The organism is Microbacterium sp. zg-Y818 (assembly GCF_030246905.1).
Taxonomy (GTDB): Bacteria; Actinomycetota; Actinomycetes; order Actinomycetales; family Microbacteriaceae; genus Microbacterium.
Genome location: NZ_CP126741.1, coordinates 2,604,979 through 2,621,788 on the forward strand (window position 1 = coordinate 2,604,979; position 16,810 = coordinate 2,621,788).

General features: G+C 70.8%; 20 protein-coding genes. 8 read left to right on the forward strand and 12 right to left on the reverse strand.

What is annotated here, in order from left to right:
* Positions 1-2: 2 nt before the first annotated feature.
* The 4 genes from QNO21_RS12320 to QNO21_RS12335 are packed head-to-tail and all read right to left on the reverse strand — an operon-like array spanning position 3 to position 5,145.
* Positions 3-3,542 (reverse strand): FUSC family protein, encoded by a 3,540-nt coding sequence (locus QNO21_RS12320; protein ID WP_257518153.1) that lies wholly within the window; start codon positions 3,540-3,542, stop codon positions 3-5.
* Complete coding sequence (locus QNO21_RS12325; protein ID WP_257518154.1) at positions 3,542-4,267, reverse strand: YoaK family protein; 726 nt, start codon at positions 4,265-4,267, stop codon at positions 3,542-3,544. The genes QNO21_RS12320 and QNO21_RS12325 overlap by 1 nt, the downstream gene beginning before the upstream one ends.
* A gap of 24 nt (positions 4,268-4,291) precedes the next feature.
* On the reverse strand, positions 4,292-4,669 hold the full coding sequence (locus QNO21_RS12330; RefSeq protein ID WP_257518155.1) for a fluoride efflux transporter FluC: 378 nt from the start codon (positions 4,667-4,669) through the stop codon (positions 4,292-4,294).
* A complete protein-coding gene (locus QNO21_RS12335; protein WP_257517363.1) occupies positions 4,666-5,145 on the reverse strand; it encodes a fluoride efflux transporter FluC in 480 nt (159 codons plus the stop codon). Before QNO21_RS12335 ends, QNO21_RS12330 begins: the two co-directional genes overlap by 4 nt.
* A 183-nt stretch (positions 5,146-5,328) precedes the next feature.
* On the opposite strand from QNO21_RS12335, the gene QNO21_RS12340 reads away from it, so the two are divergent.
* Positions 5,329-6,762 carry an MFS transporter gene (locus QNO21_RS12340; RefSeq protein ID WP_257518156.1) on the forward strand — a complete coding sequence of 478 codons (1,434 nt, stop codon included), beginning with the start codon at positions 5,329-5,331 and terminating at the stop codon, positions 6,760-6,762.
* 73 nt (positions 6,763-6,835) lie between these two features.
* A complete protein-coding gene (locus QNO21_RS12345) occupies positions 6,836-7,636 on the forward strand; it encodes a tyrosine-protein phosphatase (RefSeq protein WP_257518157.1) in 801 nt (266 codons plus the stop codon).
* 6 nt (positions 7,637-7,642) lie between these two features.
* Here QNO21_RS12345 and QNO21_RS12350 read toward each other — a convergent pair whose 3' ends face one another.
* The 6 genes from QNO21_RS12350 to QNO21_RS12375 all read right to left on the reverse strand — a co-directional run bounded on the left by QNO21_RS12350 (position 7,643) and on the right by QNO21_RS12375 (position 9,474).
* Positions 7,643-7,942: a Dabb family protein gene (locus QNO21_RS12350; RefSeq protein ID WP_257514403.1), complete on the reverse strand. Its 300-nt coding sequence runs from the start codon at positions 7,940-7,942 to the stop codon at positions 7,643-7,645.
* Positions 7,939-8,196, reverse strand: a complete 258-nt coding sequence (locus QNO21_RS12355) for a glutaredoxin family protein (protein ID WP_257518158.1) — start codon at positions 8,194-8,196, stop codon at positions 7,939-7,941. Before QNO21_RS12355 ends, QNO21_RS12350 begins: the two co-directional genes overlap by 4 nt.
* A gap of 1 nt (position 8,197) precedes the next feature.
* A complete protein-coding gene (locus tag QNO21_RS12360; protein WP_257518159.1) occupies positions 8,198-8,491 on the reverse strand; it encodes a rhodanese-like domain-containing protein in 294 nt (97 codons plus the stop codon).
* A 71-nt stretch (positions 8,492-8,562) separates the two neighbouring features.
* The gene (locus QNO21_RS12365) at positions 8,563-8,661 is read right to left on the reverse strand and encodes a 30S ribosomal protein bS22 (protein WP_003792170.1); all 99 of its coding nucleotides are present in this window, start codon (positions 8,659-8,661) and stop codon (positions 8,563-8,565) included.
* 83 nt (positions 8,662-8,744) lie between these two features.
* Positions 8,745-8,936 (reverse strand): helix-turn-helix domain-containing protein, encoded by a 192-nt coding sequence (locus tag QNO21_RS12370; protein WP_257514400.1) that lies wholly within the window; start codon positions 8,934-8,936, stop codon positions 8,745-8,747.
* 136 nt (positions 8,937-9,072) lie between these two features.
* The gene (locus QNO21_RS12375) at positions 9,073-9,474 is read right to left on the reverse strand and encodes an ArsR/SmtB family transcription factor (RefSeq protein WP_257514399.1); all 402 of its coding nucleotides are present in this window, start codon (positions 9,472-9,474) and stop codon (positions 9,073-9,075) included.
* Positions 9,475-9,592: 118 nt separating this feature from the next.
* On the opposite strand from QNO21_RS12375, the gene QNO21_RS12380 reads away from it, so the two are divergent.
* Both QNO21_RS12380 and QNO21_RS12385 read left to right on the forward strand, forming a co-directional pair.
* Positions 9,593-10,984 carry a TrkH family potassium uptake protein gene (locus QNO21_RS12380; protein ID WP_257518391.1) on the forward strand — a complete coding sequence of 464 codons (1,392 nt, stop codon included), beginning with the start codon at positions 9,593-9,595 and terminating at the stop codon, positions 10,982-10,984.
* Positions 10,977-11,648: a potassium channel family protein gene (locus tag QNO21_RS12385; RefSeq protein WP_257514398.1), complete on the forward strand. Its 672-nt coding sequence runs from the start codon at positions 10,977-10,979 to the stop codon at positions 11,646-11,648. Before QNO21_RS12380 ends, QNO21_RS12385 begins: the two co-directional genes overlap by 8 nt.
* 18 nt (positions 11,649-11,666) lie before the next feature.
* On the opposite strand, the gene proC is transcribed toward QNO21_RS12385, so the two are convergent.
* Positions 11,667-12,500, reverse strand: a complete 834-nt coding sequence (proC, locus tag QNO21_RS12390; protein WP_257518160.1) for a pyrroline-5-carboxylate reductase — start codon at positions 12,498-12,500, stop codon at positions 11,667-11,669.
* Between the two features lie 146 nt (positions 12,501-12,646).
* On the opposite strand from proC, the gene QNO21_RS12395 reads away from it, so the two are divergent.
* Positions 12,647-13,762, forward strand: a complete 1,116-nt coding sequence (locus QNO21_RS12395) for an alpha/beta fold hydrolase (protein WP_257518392.1) — start codon at positions 12,647-12,649, stop codon at positions 13,760-13,762.
* A gap of 110 nt (positions 13,763-13,872) precedes the next feature.
* Here QNO21_RS12395 and QNO21_RS12400 read toward each other — a convergent pair whose 3' ends face one another.
* A complete protein-coding gene (locus QNO21_RS12400) occupies positions 13,873-14,310 on the reverse strand; it encodes a nucleoside deaminase (protein WP_257514406.1) in 438 nt (145 codons plus the stop codon).
* 137 nt (positions 14,311-14,447) lie between these two features.
* On the opposite strand from QNO21_RS12400, the gene QNO21_RS12405 reads away from it, so the two are divergent.
* The 3 genes from QNO21_RS12405 to QNO21_RS12415 are packed head-to-tail and all read left to right on the forward strand — an operon-like array spanning position 14,448 to position 16,794.
* Positions 14,448-14,786 carry a hypothetical protein gene (locus QNO21_RS12405; protein WP_257514396.1) on the forward strand — a complete coding sequence of 113 codons (339 nt, stop codon included), beginning with the start codon at positions 14,448-14,450 and terminating at the stop codon, positions 14,784-14,786.
* Positions 14,783-16,138, forward strand: coding sequence for a putative T7SS-secreted protein (locus QNO21_RS12410; RefSeq protein ID WP_257518161.1), 1,356 nt, complete (start codon positions 14,783-14,785; stop codon positions 16,136-16,138). The genes QNO21_RS12405 and QNO21_RS12410 overlap by 4 nt, the downstream gene beginning before the upstream one ends.
* Complete coding sequence (locus QNO21_RS12415) at positions 16,138-16,794, forward strand: hypothetical protein (RefSeq protein ID WP_257518162.1); 657 nt, start codon at positions 16,138-16,140, stop codon at positions 16,792-16,794. The genes QNO21_RS12410 and QNO21_RS12415 overlap by 1 nt, the downstream gene beginning before the upstream one ends.
* Positions 16,795-16,810 lie beyond the last annotated feature (16 nt).

A 16,810-nucleotide genomic window follows, 5' to 3' on the forward strand; every position in this document is an offset into this window, starting at 1 on the left:
GGTCAGCGCGACGCGCGGCCGCGGCGGTGGCGGCGGTCGGGATCGGCGGGAACCTGCGTGCCCGGCCCGTCGGGAGGGTCCACTGTGCCCGGACGGATCGACTCGATCAGTGCGAGCACCGACTGGTTCAGGCGCGTCAGCTGGACGTGTGCGTCCGCCTCGGGACCCTCACCCTTTCCGGGGTCGAGCGCGAGATCGGCGAGAGGATGCAGTCTGCTGGGCAGCGCACCCCGCAGCACCTCCTGGACGGCCGCGAAGTTCTCGTCGGACATCTGCGCGAGCCGCGACCACTGCGCGGTGTCGGCGGCGCCGTCCGCCCGCGGTAGACGCACGAGAGTGCGCCCCAGCCGCCGCTCGTAGTCGAGCACCGACCACAGTGCCGTCAGCTGCGCTTCGATGCCGTCGGCGCGCAGCGAGCCGGGGTCACGGCGCAACGGAGCCGCCCGCGTCTCCAGCGCTCGCAGCAGGTCGCCCAGCTCGCGCTCACGCTCGGCGACCTGCTGTCGGGTCAGCGCCTCCTCCCCCAGCCGCGGGGCGAGCAGATCCGACAGCAGCGCCCGCGCCCGACCCACCGCCGACGTCATGCCCGCCACGACCTGCGACCCGGTACGGGTGGGCAGCAATAACGCCGAGATCACGATGGCGACCACGCCCCCGACGAGCGTCTCGAGCATGCGCGCCTGCACGGTCTCCACGCTCAGCGTTCCCATCACGTCGTACATGGTCGCCAGGCCCAGCGTGACCCAGAACACCATCGCCGCCGGCGAGATGGCGCGGGTGAACGCCACGAAGAAGACGCTCACGATCAGCAGCGGGTAGGCCCAGACCGGATCGTGCCCCGCGACGATCGCCAGCCCGAACGCGATAGCCGAGGCGGCGACGGTCGCGATGATCCGCTGGATGCTCTTGACCCGGGTCTCCCCGTCGGAGCCGCTGATCGTCTGGAAGGCCGGCATGGCCGCCCAGTACTGATGCGTCGACGAGACCAGCGACCCGAGGAGCAGCGCGAGCCCCGTCGCGACCGTCGCCTGGGCGGCCTGCCGGTCGGTCGGCCGCAGCCCACCCGTCCCATGCGGCGCCGCGGACGGGTGGGCTGGGACGCCCGGCTTCTGCGCGGCATCGGGGGTGGGGGCCCGGTCCGCCTCGACTTCTGCGAAGGACTCCAGCGCCTTGTCATCGGCCAGCTGCACGCGGCGCAGGCGCTCGGCGGCGTATCGCAGCTGCATGATCGCGAACAGCACCCGCCGCACCTCGCCGGTGAGCCCTGGGGGCAGCTCCGAGTCCTTGCGCGAACGCTCCGGCGGCGCGGCCGAGCCGCGGAAGGCCGAGATCTCGGCGCTCGTGGCGACGAGGTCGCCGGCGAGGCGCGCGCGCTCGTCGACCGTGATCGTGATGCTGGGGACGACCGGCAGCAGCGTCAGCAGATTCTCCGCCGCCAGCTGCACGTCGAAGATGCGCATGCGCAGCACGCGCATCCGCATCGGATTCATCTGATCCCCCGACATCCGCTCGAGCGGCCCGTTGATGTCATCGACCGTGTGCTCCAGCGCGGTGCGGGCTGAGCGCAGTTCACGCACCAGGCGTCTGTCGGCTCGACCGCTGGACACGAGGTCGACGAGCGTGTCGAGCAGGTCCTCGATGCGCTCGTACACTGCCGCGATGCCGCCGTGCACCTGCCGAGACGGCGGCGCGCCGGGGATCGCCTGCACCAGCCAGCTCGCCGCGAGGCCGATGATCGCCGCGAGCAGCGAGAAGAGGACGTCCTGCGACGACAGGTGCACGAGCAGGCTGAAGTAGAAGATCAGGAAGAACAGCTTTCCCATCGCTCCCACCCGCGGGCCGAAGCGCTGCAGCCAGACGGCGAGTCCCGCGGCGAGCGCCATCGACACCACGATGACGGGTTGGTCCGCCGACAGCAGTGCCCCGAGCACGACGGCGAGCGACACCGGGATGATCGAGACGAGGGCACGCACCGTGCGCGCGGCGGGCGCGGCCTGCGCCGCGGCCGCGGGCGTCGTGAAAAGCGCCACCATCGCGGCGAACACTGCACCGCTCTGGTCGCCCGGCCCGAGTACCTGCGACAACGGGATCACCACCGCCAGCGCGACGACCACCGCCGCCAGGGTGCGGAGCGCATCGACCAGACGCGCCCAGCCGGGGTCGATGAACAGGTGTCGACGGCGCAGCCAGCGAGTCAGCCGCGACGGCCGGCGACCAGGATCGCCCTCGACCGGCGCCGCCAGAACCGGGACCCGCGCGCCGACGTCCGGGGCGGCGAACAGCTCGGCCGGGGTCGCCTCGTCCAGAGGGATGCCGTCGGGCGTTGCCGCCGTGCCCCGGTACACGGGCTGGTAGTCGAGGTCCCTCGACACCAGCGCCAGCAGCCACTGCGACTGCAGCTCGAACGGCAGCCACTGCACGTACCGCCGGTAGGCGTCGGCCGTCCCGAGGTCGGCAGAGCGCTGCGCCGCCGCACCCGCATCCGCATCCGACGGAGCCGCGTCGGCACCGTCGTCATCCGTCGGCGCCGCGTCGGCAGCGGGGGCAACGAGCGCACCGATGCGCTGCTGCACCGTGAAGAACCGCACCACCCACGGGTCGAGCTTGGCGGCACGGCCGCCACGGTGCAGAACGGCCATGGCCGCGGCGAAGTCCTCTGCCGAGACCGGCTCGGGGTTCTGCGGCGCGACGCGTCCCAGCATGCGCAGCAGCGCGGCCCGCAGGTCGTAGAACTGCTCGGTCAAGCGGGCGAGCCCCGGCTCCTTCGCGGGGTCGCTGCCCGTCGGCAGCCCCCACCGGAGAGCGCCGATCACCCCGGAGGTCATGTACAGCGCGAAGGGCAGCGAGAACTGATCGCGCCCGCTCTGGAAGTAGTAGGCGACGGGATTCTGCGACAGGCCGTCGGAGTAGGCGCCGAGCGAGTCGGCGATGGCACCCAGCTGGCCGTCCAGGCCGCGCGCCTGGCCATCGGGGAAGAACGGGGCGAGGGTGTCCACGGGTGCGACGACCCCATGCCCGGCGTGGAAGAAGTTCGACGACAGTGCCCGCAGCGACTGGACGACGCCGTAGACGTTGCTGAGGAAGGCGATGATGAACGACAGCAGCAGCACGTTGACCATCGCCTCGCTCACCGTCAGCAGGTCCAGGACTGGCCCGCCGGGCGAGATGTTGTCGACGCCGACCGTGGAGAACTGCCCGACGCTCAGGTACAGCGCCCCCCAGTAGTCCTTCGGCACGCCCGTGGAGATCTGCAGGGCTCCGGTCTGCATCGCCCCGTAGTAGATGAAGGAGAACCCGAGGATGATGCCCGTGACCCACCAGAGGATCGACGCCACGATGAGCAGACCGGTCACCTGCCGCAGCGCCACCGGACGCCAGCGCCGGCGGATCCGCCGCGTGACGGCGCGGATGAGCAGCCACTCCCACCGCACGATGCGGTGGACGAACAGCCCCGCCTCGTCGTAGTTGAGCACGCTGAGGAAGACGTCGAGCAGCGTCGCCGCCAGCACCACGATGCCCAGAACGATCCAGAACGCTTCCATCAGACGGCTCCTCTCACACGGCGGTGGCCGAGGACTGTGGCGACGCAGCAGGCGGCGGCGGCGACGAACAGACCGGGCGCGAGCCCATGGCGCGACAGCAGCGCCCCGACGAAGGCGCCGGCGCACAGCAGCACAATCGCGCCCACCCGGTGGAGCACGCCTGTGCCGCGCGCCGCCAGGCCGAGGAAGATGCTCATGCCCACCCCGACGGTGGCGCTCGTGACGGCGACGGTCACCAGCCCAGGCACTGCAAGGCGCATCGCCGTCGCTCCCTGCGCCCCCATCGCGGCGGCGAGAGCCGCCTCGGCGGCGAAGGCCGCGGCGTCCTGCCGCTCAGGCGGCCACACCATGGCGACGACCGCCACAAGGGTCAGCGTGACGGTGACGGCGGCGAACACCGCGGTCGCGCTCCCGCTCCAGCCGGGCGGGGCGTGCCGGGTCAGACGACCGACGATCCCGGCGCCGACCAAGAACCAGCAGAGCGCGAACAGGGAGGGGAACCAGTGGCTGCCGCCGGCACCGACGATCCCCATTCCGATGATCAGCACGTTGCCGGTCTGGTTCGCCGTGAAGACGCCGCTGAGGGAGATCCAGCTGAGCGCATCCACCACACCGGTGCCGAAGGTGACGATCAGCAGGCAGGCGATGACCGTCCGCTCCGGCTGCGCCCGCGCCCGCTGACGCTGTCGGGACGGCGGGGGCGGCGGCGGCGGTGCGGTGGGCATCGGCGCGTCACCGCCCCCGGCGTGTCACAGGGCTCGGCCGATCGCCAGCCCTACGACGGCCAGCAGCACCGTGAGGATCAGCATCCCCAGCGAGTTGGCGAGGAAGCGTCCGTACGTGCGCTTCTGCAGCATGTGCACGGTGTCGACCATGGCGGTGCTGAAGGTGGTGAACCCACCCATCACTCCACCGCCGAGGATCGTGAGCCATGCGGCATCCAGCACAGAGGAATCCGACAGTCCGGTGAGAAATCCCAGCAAGAGGGAGCCGACGGAGTTGATGACGAACGTGCCCCACGGGTAGCCCGAGGTCACACGGCGCATGATGAGGCCGTCGGTGACGAAGCGGATCGCAGCTCCCAAGCCGCCGCCGACGACGGCCAAGAGGAAGACGCCGAAGGTCATGACGCACCGCCCTTCTTCGCGGGGGCGGGTCGCGGCGGAAAGAGCACGCCTGCCAGCCAGATGCCGATGAAGGCGGTGAGGATGCCGCCGATGAGCGTGCCGAGGGCGTACGCGACGCCGATGAAACCGTCGGTCTCCACCAGCAGCGCGCTGTTGGTGGCGAGCGAGCTGTAGGTGGTGAACCCGCCCATGATGCCGGTGCCGGCGAAGAGCCGGAAGTCACGCCGGCCGGGGGTCTCCGGCGTGCGCGAGGCGAGCGCGGTGAGAAGGAATCCCAGGAGGAAGGGACCGAGCAGGTTGGCCGTGAGCACAGCCCATTCGTCCCCCCGCTGCTCGGGGATCGCGACGGTCAGGCCGAGTCGCGCTGCGACGCCGACCATGCCGCCGAGGAAGACGAACAGGATCAGTTTGGGTTGCGCGAACGCGGGGGTGGGGTGGTGCGGTCTGCTGTCTGTGGCATGTTCTGTGACCGTCATGGCGGTGAGCATAGTGACGACCAGGGAGCGCGACTAGGGGGGCCGATGGCGGCGTCCCGGAGCCGGCGGAGGGTAAACTGGGGGTTCGCTCGCCCCCTGCGCGAGGTGGTCGCACGGCTCTCGCCTGCGGTCCGAGGCTCGAAACCTCCGGCATCTCTCACCCAGACCTCCGGAGGTTTTTCCATGTCTTCATCCATGTCCGGGCGCACCCGCTGGTGGGCTCTGGCGGTACTGTCGATGACCCAGCTCGTGGTCGTGCTGGACGGCACCATCGTCAACATCGCGCTGCCCCAGGCGCAGGCGGCTCTCGACCTCACCGACAGCGCCCGCCAGTGGGTCGTCACCGCGTACGCCCTCGCCTTCGGGGCGCTGCTGCTGCTCGGTGGCCGCGTCGCCGACTATTGGGGCCGCAAGCGCACCTACATGGTGGGCATGGTGGGTTTCGGCATCGCGTCGCTCTGGGGCGGTCTCGCGCAGACGGGCACCGAGCTGATCCTCGCGCGCGGGCTGCAGGGCGTCTTCGCCGCTCTCCTCGCCCCCGCCGCCCTGGCGCTGCTGACTGTCACGTTCCCGTCAGGCCGCGAACGCAACACCGCCTTCGCCGTGTTCGGCACCGTGGCCGGTGCGGGCGCCGCGGTGGGGCTGGCTCTGGGCGGGGTGCTGACGGAGTTCTTCAGCTGGCGGTGGTGCCTGCTGGTGAACCTGGTGTTCGTTGTGATCGGCATCGTCGGCGCGCTGCTGTTCCTGCGCGAGTCCAGGGCCGAAGGCGACAACCGCTACGACGTGTGGGGCGCGGTAACGGTGACCCTGGGCCTCGGGGCGCTCGTCTACGGCTTCAGCCTCGCGGAGTTCGGGTGGGGCAATGTGTCGACCATCGCGTTCCTCGCCGCCGGTGTGGTGCTTCTGGGGCTATTCGTGTGGATCGAGACGCGCGTGCGCAACCCGCTGCTGCCCCTGCACGTCGTCACCGACCGCGTGCGCGCTGGAGCGTTCCTCATCCAGGCAGTCGCCGGCAGCGTCATGATCGGTGCGACGCTGTACCTGACCTTCCACCTGCAGATCGTGCTGGGCATGTCGGCTCTGGCGGCGGGTCTGGCGAGCCTCCCGCTGCCGCTGGCAACCATGCTGACGGCGCCGATCGTCACCACGTTGCTGGGCCGCATCGGGCCGCGCCCGCTCATGATCACCGGCCCCCTCGTGGTGGCGGCGAGCCTGCTGCTGCTCTCGGGCATCACCGGCGGCGCCTATGCCGTGGAGGTGCTGCCCGCTCTGATCGTGATGGGCTTCGGCATGGCGTTCATCTTCGTGCCGCTGCAGAACCTCGCCCTCGCCGGAGTCCCGGCCCACGACGCCGGCGTCGCCTCGGCGACCGCGAACTCGGCGATGCAGATCGGCGGCTCGATCGGACTGTCGGTCTTCACCGCGGTGTACGCCGCCGTGGTGGGCCCGCACGGCTCCGGCATCCCTGCCACCAGCGCCCTCATCGACGGCTACAGCGCGACGTTCGTCGCCGCCGCCGTCGGGATGGCCGTCGCCGCGGTCATCGCGATCGTCTTCGTGCGCAACCGCCGCCCGGACCTGGTGCCCGTCGAGGCGACGGCGACCGCGCGCGACTGAGCCGCGAGGGTCGGGCCACTCCGTCATGGGTGCGGCCCGACCCGGCGCCCGACGGCGCCAGTAGGATCGCCGCATGACCCAGACCCTCGACGGCACAGTCAACTTCCGCGATGTGGGCGGCATGCCGTTGACGACAGGCGGCTCCACCGCGCCGGACGTGCTGTTCCGCTCCGACGCGCTGAGCGGTCTCACTTCTGACGGGCTCGAGCAGCTCGCCGGCAGCGACATCGAGGTGCTCGTCGACTTCCGCACGCAGTTCGAGCAGCAGATGGCTCCGAACCGGCTGCCCGCCAGCCGGTCGTTCCGAACCGTCCAATTGCCGCTGCTGGAGGGCGCCCTCACGGGACTCGCCCAGCAGGCGATGCAGATGGGTCGGCAGTCGGGAGACCCGGATGCCGCGGCGCAGGCGATCGCCGACGCGCTGGAGCATCTGCCCACGCTGGATGAGGTCTACGTCAGCATGCTCGAGCACGGCGCGACGGCCTTCGCGGAGGCCGCACGCGCGGTCGCCGCGCCGACGGACCGCGCGCAGGGCGTTCTGATGCACTGCACGGCGGGCAAGGACCGCACCGGCGTCGCCGTCGCCCTCATTCTCGACGCCGTCGGGGTGCAGCGAGACGCGATCGTCGCCGACTACACCCTGTCCGAGCAGAGCCTGGCCGGGGCGTGGGCGGATCGCATGTTCGCCACGGTGACGAGCATGGGCGTTCCGCTGACGCCTGCGCTGACGGCACTGATCGCGGGCGCGCCGGCATCGGCCATCGAAGCCGCACTGGCCTGGGTCGACGGTCGCGGCGGGTCGGCCGCGTACCTGCGCTCAGGCGGCTTCAGCGACGATGAGCTCGCCGGACTCACGGCCCGGCTGCACGGCTGAAGTCGCTCAGACCTCGAAGTCCACCGCGACGCGGTCGGAGCGGATGCCGCCGATGAAAGCGGCGACCTCCTCGTGCGCGGGGTGCACCTGGTAGGCGTCGAGTCCCGCAGCGTCGTCGAAGTCCGCCACCAGCACGAGCTCCCAGTTGCCGGGTAGATCCAGCGCGTTCGCCCCGGCGCTCATCGCCCGCAGCGACGGGACGACGCCCACGAGCGCGGTGAGCCGGCGCGCCGCCTCGGCGGCTTGGACCGCGCGGACGGCGGGGTCGGTGTCGGCGAGCTTGAACGCCACGACGTGACGGATCATCTGGGGACCTCCCCGGTCAACGCGGCGCGCAGTCGTTCCGGGGAGACGCGCCAATGGGCGTGCAGACGGTCATCGACCAGCACGACCGGGATCTTCTCCCACCACAGCTCGTGCAGGGCGGGGTCGTCGAGGATCGAGTGCTCCTGCACGTCGACATCCCCTTCGGGAAACTCCGCGACGACCGTCTCGATGACCTCGCGGGCGACGTCGCAGAGGTGGCATCCCGGTTTCGTGAGCAGCGTGACGGTGGTCACGTCAACGCTCGACGGGAAAGCCCGCCACGATCCACTCGCCGGTGCCGCCCTCGACGTTGGTGGCGTCGTAGCCGCGCTGGGTGAGCGCGGAAACCACCTGCGCCGAACGGCCGCCGGCCTGGCAGATGACGTCGAAGGGCTCGTCCGGCAGACGGTCGAGCAGGCCGCCGAGCTGGGACATGGGCAGGTTCACCGCGCCGGGCACGTGGCCCGCAGCGAACTCGTCCTCTTCGCGCACGTCGATCAGCGGCGTATCCTGCCGGTCGCGCAGCTGCTGGACGGTTATCGACTTCATGACGGTCCTTTCGAACACGAAGCGCCCCTGCGACGCGCAGAACGGTCGGGGGCGCTTGTGCGGGATGCCGCTTACTTCTTGTTGCGGCGCTGGTGGCGAGTCTTACGCAGCAGCTTGCGGTGCTTCTTCTTCGCCATGCGCTTGCGGCGCTTCTTGATGACTGAACCCACGGAAAACCTCGCTATGTCAGGGGTCTGGGTGCGGAGGTACCGAACCCGGGATCGGGCAAAAGTTGAAAATGCCTCGGATCAGTCTAGCCGACGTCGGCGATGGGCCGTTGCAGGGCGTCGAGCACGGCGCTTTCGGGCACGCGGTAGCTGCGGCCGAAGCGCACAGCCGGCAGCTCCCCGGCGTGGACGAGGCGGTAGACCGTCATCTTCGAGACGCGCATCAGCTCGGCCACCTCGGCGACCGTCAAGAATCGCACGTCGGACAGTTCCACCATCGTTTCCCCCTCAGGCTGGACCCCCACACTCTAGGGCGCCGCTGGGACGGCTGTAAACGGTTGTGCCTGCTGTTGCCGTTGCGCACGGTGGGCGGCTACGGGCCCCGCTCCCGCGCACCACCGGCCATGCCGCGGATCAGCGGCCGGGTATCTTGCTGAACACGCTGGCGAACGCGTGCCGGGCAGAGGCCGCCGCACGTCCGACGGCGTCGGCTGCCTGAGCAGCGGAGTCGTTGAGCACGGGCGCCTCGTCCGTCTCCTCTTCGAGCAGGAACGGCATGAGCCAGTCGTCGACGGCGTCCAGCGGAGCGGTCGACAGGCTGTAGTAGCGGTGCTGTCCCTCTTCGCGCACCGACACGAGCCCCGCCTCGCGCAGTACCTTGAGGTGCTTCGACACGGTGGGCTGGCTGACTCCGAGGTCCTGCACGATGCGTGAGACGCTCGTGCCGCCTCGCTCCCCGTTCGCCGAGCGCGAGAGCAGCAGTTGCAGGATGTCGCGACGGGTGCCGTCGGCGATCACGTCGAAGATATCCGCCATGAAGCTAGGTTAGCCGCGGGTCTCGGGGAGTACCATGACACGGATCCGAGAGCGAGGAGGGCGCCGCATGGCGCGGCACGACGTCGGCGGCCCTTCGCGGCTCCGCACCCTCGCAGGAATGCGGTGGCTGCGCGATGAGATTCGCGACCTCACCACCTCCTCGCCGGCACGCTTCGCCGTGCTGATCTTCGCCGTCCTCATCCTCATCTTCACCGCCCTGTTCTCCTTGCCCGCCGCAGCGGCGGATGGAAGGCGCACCGCGCTCGCCGATGCGCTGTTCACCGCGGTCTCCACCATCTGCGTGACGGGACTGTCCACGGTGGACATGGCGACGCACTGGTCGCCGCTGGGCCACGTGATCACCTACATCGGAGTGAACGTCGGCGCCCTCGGCGTGCTGACGCTGGCATCGATCCTGGGACTCGTGATCTCGAAGCGGCTGGGCCTACGCGCCAAGCTCATCGCCGCCGGCGATTCGAACCCGCTGCGGGCCCACGGCGGGCCGGTCAACGAGGGACAGACGGTGCGACTTGGCGAAGTCGGTCAGCTGCTGAGGACCGTCGCCCTGTCGACCTTGATCATCGAAGCGGGCCTCAGCATTTTGCTCTACCCGGCGTTGATCGCCGCGGGCATCGATCCGCTCACCGCGCTGTGGGAGGCGCCCTACTACGCGGCGATGTCCTTCACCAACACCGGCTTCGTGCCCAATCCCGAGGGCCTGACGCCCTTCGCCAACGACTACTTCCTGCTCTCGGTGCTGATGGCGGGGGTCTTCCTCGGATCGATCGGCTTCCCGGTGATCTTCACGCTGTGGCGCCACACGTGGCACGTCCGTCGCTGGTCGCTGCACACCAAGCTCACGCTCATCACGACCACGGCCCTCTTCTTCGCCGGCGCCGTCGTGTTCGTGATCCTGGAGTATCTCAACCCGAAGACGTTCGGGTCGATGGATGCCTGGGACACGGCCTTCCAGTCGCTCTTCCTCTCGGCGATGACCCGCTCCGGCGGGTTTTCGCTGATCGACATCGGCGAGCTCAACGGCTCATCGCTCATTGCAGGCTCGATGCTGATGTTCGTGGGCGGCGGCTCCGCCTCCACCGCCGGCGGCATCAAGGTCACCACGCTGGCGGTGCTCGCCCTGGCGGTGTGGTCCGAGGCCCAGGGGCGGCAGCAGGTCGAGGCGTTCGGGCGGCGCATCCCCAGCGACGTGCAGCGGGTGGCGCTGTCGGTCGTGGCGTGGGGCGCGACGATCGTGGCGCTGTCGACCATCGTCATCACCCAGATCACGAAGGCGCCGGTCGAGCTGGTGCTCTTCGACGTCATCTCGGGGTTCGCCACCGTGGGGCTGTCGACCGGTCTCACCGCGGAGCTTCCGGACTCGGCGTCGTACGTCCTGGCGGCCACGATGTTCATGGGCCGCATTGGTACAGTGACTCTCGCCGCGGCGGTCGCCGCGACGGCGCGTTCACAGCTGTACTCGATGCCCGTGGAAAGGCCGATCGTTGGTTGAGCAGATCCGGGGCGACGCCCCCGTCCTCGTCATCGGCCTCGGCCGATTCGGCGCCGCGTGCGCGGGAGAGCTCGATCGCCTGGACCGCGAGGTCCTCGCGATCGACGCGAACCTCGAGCTCGTGCAGAAGTGGTCCGAGCGGGTCACCCACACCGTGCAGGCCGACGCCCGCAACATCGACGCGCTGAAGCAGGTCGGCGCGCAGGACTTCCAGGTGGCCATCGTGGCGACGGGCTCGTCGATCGAGGCATCCGTGCTGATCACCGCGAACCTCGTCGATCTGAAGGTCCCGCAGATCTGGGCGAAGGCCGTATCGCAGTCCCACGGCAAGATCCTCGCCCGCGTCGGCGCGAACCACGTGGTCTATCCCGAGCGCGAGGCCGGCGAGCGCACGGCTCACCTCGTCAGCGGCCGCATGCTCGACTTCATCCGCTTCGACGACGACTTCGCGCTCGCCAAGATGTACCCGCCGAAATTCATCCGGGGCGTTGGCCTGAACGAGTCGGGCGTGCGGACGAAGTACCGCGTGACCGTGGTCGGGGTGAAGAGTCCCGGAAAGCCGTTCCGCTACGCCGAGGCCAACACGGTCGTCACGAACCACGACCTCATCATCGTCTCGGGGACGAACTCCGACATCGAGCGCTTCGCCTCCCTCGCCCGCTGAGCGGGCCTGCGTCGACGGCTAGGATCCGGCGGCGAGCTCCCGGGCGCGCGCCAGGGCGGCATCGGTCGCCTCGGCGAAGAGCGCGGCCAGCCCCGCGCCCTGCAGCACGGCGACCGCCCGCTCCGTCGTTCCCTTCGGACTGGTGACCTGCCGCCGCAGCTCCGCCGGATCCTCGCCGGACGCCTCGAGCAGGGCCGTGGCGCCGATGAAGGTCTGCTCGGCCATGAGCCGCGCCGACGCCTCGTCGAAGCCCTTGCCCTGGGCCGCCCGGGTGAGCTCTTCGATGAGCAGGAAGACGTACGCGGGCCCCGAGCCCGAGATCGTCGAGAGCGGGTCGATCTGCTCCTCGGGCACTTCGATGACGACGCCGACGGTCTCGAAGAGCCGGCGCACCACCTCGACCTCCGCGGGTCCGGCACTCGTGCCGGCCGCGAGCCCGGTGACGGCTTTGCCGACGAGAGCCGGGGTGTTGGGCATGGAGCGCAGCACCGGCATCCCCTCCCCCAGGATCGACTCGAAGGTCGCAAGGGTCACCCCGGCCGCGAGGCTCACCACGATGGTGCCGGGCCGCAGGTGCGGGGCGACCTCGCGCAGCAGGTCGGGGACCATTGCGGGCTTGACGCCGATGAGCACGATATCGGCAGATGCCGCGGCCTCGGCGTTGCCGTGCGGCGCCTGTTCGAGGGCCACGCTCGTCACGCCGGGGAGGCCCTCGAGGGCAGCGGCTTTCGCTCCCGTGCGGTTGGTCACCGTGACGACGGGGGCGAGCCCCGAGCGCACGAGACCGTGCAGCACGGCGCCGCCCATGGAACCGGCACCGAGGATCGCGATCGGAGGCAGCGCAGTGGTCATCACCCCATCTTTCCAGACCCCGTGTCGACCACACCGTGACGCCGCCAGCCCCGTCGGCGGACGACCGCGGCGCGGCTATAGTGACGAAGACGGGCGCGGCCCCGCAGGCCGCTGCCACCGAGCAGACGAAGGACGCAGGACGCACCATGCAGACCCTCCTCGACGGCATCTCGGCGCGGCTCATCGAGACGCCGCGGCTGTCCGTCAACATTCTCGAACGCACCGGCGACAGCCCCGACACACCGGCCGACCGCACCATCGTGTTCGTGCACGGCAACGTGGCATCCAGCCTGTTCTGGCAGGAGATCATGCAGGACCTCCCGCGCGAGCTGCGGCCCATCGCCGTGGACCTGCGCGGCTTCGGCGGCACCGACCACGCGCCCGTCGACGCGACCCGGGGCGTGCGGGACTTCAGCGACGACCTGCACGCCACGCTCGAAGCCCTGGGGCTCGGACCGACCCACCTGGTCGGCTGGTCGCTCGGCGCAGGGGTGGTCATGCAGTACGCGCTGGACCACCGCGCGCTCTCGCTGACGCTGGAGGCGCCGATCTCGCCCTACGGCTTCGGCGGCACGCGCCGCGACGGGAGCCGGCTGACCGACGACGACGCGGGGTGCGGCGCGGGCGCCGCCAACCCCGACTTCGTGCAGCGTCTGAACGACCGCGACAGCAGCGACGAGGCATCGACCTCGCCGCGCAGTGTCTTCCGGGCGTCGTACGTCGCCCCCGGCTACCGCACCACGCACGAGGATCTCTGGGTCGAGTCGATGCTGACCACCTCCACCGCGTCGGGGAACTACCCGGGCGACAGCGCGCACAGCGACAACTGGCCGGGCTTCGCTCCCGGAACGACGGGGGTGCTCAACGCCTTGGCCCCGCGCTACTTCGACGTCTCCGGCATCGTCCGCCTCGACCGCAAGCCGCCGATCCTGTGGGTGCACGGCACCGCCGATGCGATCGTGTCGGATGCCTCGTTCGCGGACTACAACAACCTCGGGCAGCTGGGCATCGTTCCGGGCTGGCCCGGCGCCGACGTCGCCCCGCCGCAGGAGATGGTGACCCAGACCCGTGACGTGCTCGGCGCGTACGCCGATGCAGGAGGCGATGTCGTCGAGGTCGCCCTCGAAGGAGTGGGCCACAGTCCTCACCTCGAGCGTCCGGCGGAGTTCCGCCAGGCGCTGCTGGCCGCGATCGGATACATCGGTCGGCGTGCCGACCCCGCCCCGCCGACCGAGGCGATCGTCATCGCCTCGTCGGACTGACCCTCCCCGCGGTGCCGAGTGAGTACTCGCGGCGCCGAGTGAGTATTCGCTGGGCCGAGTGAGTACTCGCCGTGCCGAGTGAGTATTCGGCGGCCGGGATCAGCGCTGGATCAAGGCTCGCGGCGCGCGTTGAAAAAGGCTCGCAGCAAGGCGGATGCCTCGTGCTCACGCACGCCGGCCACCACCTCCGCCCGGTGCGGCAGCCGCCGGTCGCGGACGACGTCGTACATCGAACCGGCCGCCCCCGCTTTGTCGTCCCACGCGCCGAACACCAGCCGGTCCAGGTGCGACTGGACAATGGCGCCCGCGCACATCAGACACGGCTCCAGCGTGACCACCAGCGTGCAGCGCGACAGGTTCCACGCGCCGAGCGACGCCGCCGCGGCCCGCAGGGCGACGACCTCGGCATGTGCGAACGGGTCGAGCGTGGCCTCACGCAGGTTGCGTCCCTCGCCGATGATGTTGCCGGCGGCATCCGTCACGACCGCCCCGACCGGGATGTCGCCGTGCTCGGCGGCCTCGGCGGCCAGAGCGAGGGCGCGATCCATCGCCGCCAGGTCGGTGGCTCGAGCAGGCAGGTTCACACGCAACAGGCTATTGCCCGGCCCGCGCAGACTGGGGACTTCTCCCCATCGGCTCACCACCGGCCGCCGCCCTAGACTCGCTCACGGCGGGAGGGGAACGGATGCCGGATCTGAAGATCGACCTCGAACAGGTGCGAGCGGTGGGAACAGACCTCGGGCGCATAGCCCGGGAATTCGAATCGGCCAACGTGCGCAGCGACCGCATCGCCGAGGCGACAGGACACGACGGCCTCGCCGACGCGGTGCGCTCCTTCGCGCATTCCTGGGACGACACCCGCGAGGACATGCTCGAATCGGTCCGCGGGCTCGGGGAAGCCACCACCGCCATCGCCGATGTCTTCGCCGAGACCGACGTCGAACTGGCGTCGGCCATCGAGGACGCGGCAGCGGCGACGCCCGCCACGCCGCTCACCCCCGCGCTTGCGGGAGGGCCGGCATGAGACCCCGCGACTGGTCGCCCGTAGGCCTCGGTGAGGATCCGGTACCGGGCGACCCCGCGTACGTCCGCTACGGGGGCGAGCAGTACCTCGACGTCGCACGCGCGATCGACCGCACCGTGCAGGGCCTTCGCTCCCTGCAGCTGGACGGCACCGAATCGCAGGCTGTCTCCGCCCTCGCCGACTCGGCCCGCACCGTCTCCGATGACATCGCCAAGGCCGAGGCGCGCTACCGCGCGACGGGCAACGCCCTCATCGCCTACGCAGGCGCGCTCGAGCAGGCGCAGTCACAAGCGGACCAAGCGCTCGCGCGCGCTGATGTCGCGCAGTCGGAGGCCGACGCCGCGAGGGGCGACCGCAGCCGTTACCTGCGGCTGGCCGACGCGGCGGAGGACCAGCAGGAGGCGCTGCGTTACACGCGGCTCGCGGAGGGTCAAGGCGCGGAAGGTGAAGGCGCGCGGGCGCGCATCGCCGGCGCCCGCGACGACGTGCTGGACGCGCGACGGTTCCGCGACGCCGCAGCGCAGGAGGCCCGCGACCGGATCGAGGACACCACCAGCGGGGATGGTCTCAAAGACTCGTGGTGGGACAACTGGGGAGCCGACATGCTCGCCGTCATCACCGACGTCGCCGGCTGGGTCTCGGCCGTGGCCGGCATCCTCGCACTGGCCGTGTCGTGGATCCCCGTCGTCGGCCAGGCCCTCGCCGCCGCCCTGCTGCTCGTGGCCGGCATCGCGGCGGTCGTCAATGCGATCGGCAACATCGTGCTGGCATCCACCGGGGAGCGGGGCTGGGGCGAGGCGGTCGTCAGCATCATCGGCGCGGCCCTGTCTGTGGTGGGACTGGGGGCTGCGGCGCGGCTGCTGGGCAACCTGGCATCGGCCAACCGCATCAACGCCGCCGCTCGGCTGCAGCCCGGTTTCGCCGGCGCCGACAACCTGCTCACCGTACGCGACGCCATGCGACTGCGCCCGTCGGCGATGTCGGAGTCGGAGCGGCTGTGGCGCGCGCCCCTGCCCACCCCGTCGGTCGGCGACGACGTCTACCGCGTCTATGGACGACCGCCGGGTGTGGCGTTCGACGACGCCGCGCACGCGTGGGGGGCATCGTACTCACCCACGCCCCCCTGGCAGTTCACGCACGTGCGTGAATCGCTCGGGCTCCCCTCGGTCAACGCCGCCGACAACCTGCTCATCGCCCGCGTCACCGACCCCGACGCCAACCGGCTCGTGCGCCACGCTCTTCCCCTCGACGGCAACCCCGGCGGCGCAGCCGAGTACATCTTCCCCGGACGCTTCGGCGACCCCGGCAAGGGCGTCGACATCGTCGACAACCTCGTCTTCACGGTGCGCTGATGCGCGTTCGCGATCTGCCGTTCCCGTTCTCGGTGACGACGTTCGACGATCCGCGGCACCCCGGTGGACTCGTCGTGGCCACGACCGCTCCCCTCGGGGGCGATCCCGCGTTCCATGCGTTCGCGGCGTTCCCGGACGGACGATTCGCGTGGCTGGCGAGCACGGCGACGTGGGGCAGAGACGACCACCCGTGGGCGCTGGTGCGGCGCTTCCACATCGATGGCGATGCCACGGCCGACCTGCCCGACGGCTCGCGCGACCCCCGACTCAGCGGCGGCGGAGAGCTCACCGTCACGGACGACCTCGAAGCCGGACGGCGCATGCTCACCCCGGGGCGCACGCCGTCGCGGCCTGCCCGCACGCGCGCGACCGCGTGGGCTGGCATCACACCGGGCTCCCCCGGCGATGCGATGAGCGTGATGGTTCAGGACGGCGTCGGCCACGGCGACCCGGCGACCGTCACGGTGCTGTCCGGCGGCGGGGTGCCGTCGGGGCTCGCACTGCAGGTCGATCCGCAGCTGGCGGCGCGGCTGCGCGAAGGGGCCGCTCCCGTGACGACCGCCACCGCCCTGCCCACGGCCGGGGTGCCGGCTCGGGTGCTGCGCAGCATCCCCGCGCAGCTCACCCTCGTCGCCGAACCGCCCTCGGTAGGCTGAGCGCGACCATGAGGAG

Bases quoted from the DNA above. Each gene is read 5' to 3' on its own strand.
- QNO21_RS12380 (WP_257518391.1), top strand. From the start codon at position 9,593: ATGCGGTGGCTGCGCGATGAGATTCGCGACCTCACCACCTCCTCGCCG.
- QNO21_RS12340 (WP_257518156.1), top strand. From the start codon at position 5,329: ATGTCTTCATCCATGTCCGGGCGCACCCGCTGGTGGGCTCTGGCGGTA.
- QNO21_RS12375 (WP_257514399.1), bottom strand. From the start codon at position 9,474: ATGGCGGATATCTTCGACGTGATCGCCGACGGCACCCGTCGCGACATC.
- QNO21_RS12325 (WP_257518154.1), bottom strand. From the start codon at position 4,267: ATGCCCACCGCACCGCCGCCGCCGCCCCCGCCGTCCCGACAGCGTCAG.
- QNO21_RS12405 (WP_257514396.1), top strand. From the start codon at position 14,448: ATGCCGGATCTGAAGATCGACCTCGAACAGGTGCGAGCGGTGGGAACA.
- QNO21_RS12415 (WP_257518162.1), top strand. From the start codon at position 16,138: ATGCGCGTTCGCGATCTGCCGTTCCCGTTCTCGGTGACGACGTTCGAC.
- QNO21_RS12350 (WP_257514403.1), bottom strand. From the start codon at position 7,942: ATGATCCGTCACGTCGTGGCGTTCAAGCTCGCCGACACCGACCCCGCC.
- QNO21_RS12320 (WP_257518153.1), bottom strand. From the start codon at position 3,542: ATGGAAGCGTTCTGGATCGTTCTGGGCATCGTGGTGCTGGCGGCGACG.
- QNO21_RS12370 (WP_257514400.1), bottom strand. From the start codon at position 8,936: ATGGTGGAACTGTCCGACGTGCGATTCTTGACGGTCGCCGAGGTGGCC.
- QNO21_RS12330 (WP_257518155.1), bottom strand. From the start codon at position 4,669: ATGACCTTCGGCGTCTTCCTCTTGGCCGTCGTCGGCGGCGGCTTGGGA.
- QNO21_RS12410 (WP_257518161.1), top strand. From the start codon at position 14,783: ATGAGACCCCGCGACTGGTCGCCCGTAGGCCTCGGTGAGGATCCGGTA.
- QNO21_RS12395 (WP_257518392.1), top strand. From the start codon at position 12,647: ATGCAGACCCTCCTCGACGGCATCTCGGCGCGGCTCATCGAGACGCCG.
- QNO21_RS12335 (WP_257517363.1), bottom strand. From the start codon at position 5,145: ATGACGGTCACAGAACATGCCACAGACAGCAGACCGCACCACCCCACC.
- QNO21_RS12400 (WP_257514406.1), bottom strand. From the start codon at position 14,310: ATGGATCGCGCCCTCGCTCTGGCCGCCGAGGCCGCCGAGCACGGCGAC.
- QNO21_RS12360 (WP_257518159.1), bottom strand. From the start codon at position 8,491: ATGAAGTCGATAACCGTCCAGCAGCTGCGCGACCGGCAGGATACGCCG.
- QNO21_RS12345 (WP_257518157.1), top strand. From the start codon at position 6,836: ATGACCCAGACCCTCGACGGCACAGTCAACTTCCGCGATGTGGGCGGC.
- proC (WP_257518160.1), bottom strand. From the start codon at position 12,500: ATGACCACTGCGCTGCCTCCGATCGCGATCCTCGGTGCCGGTTCCATG.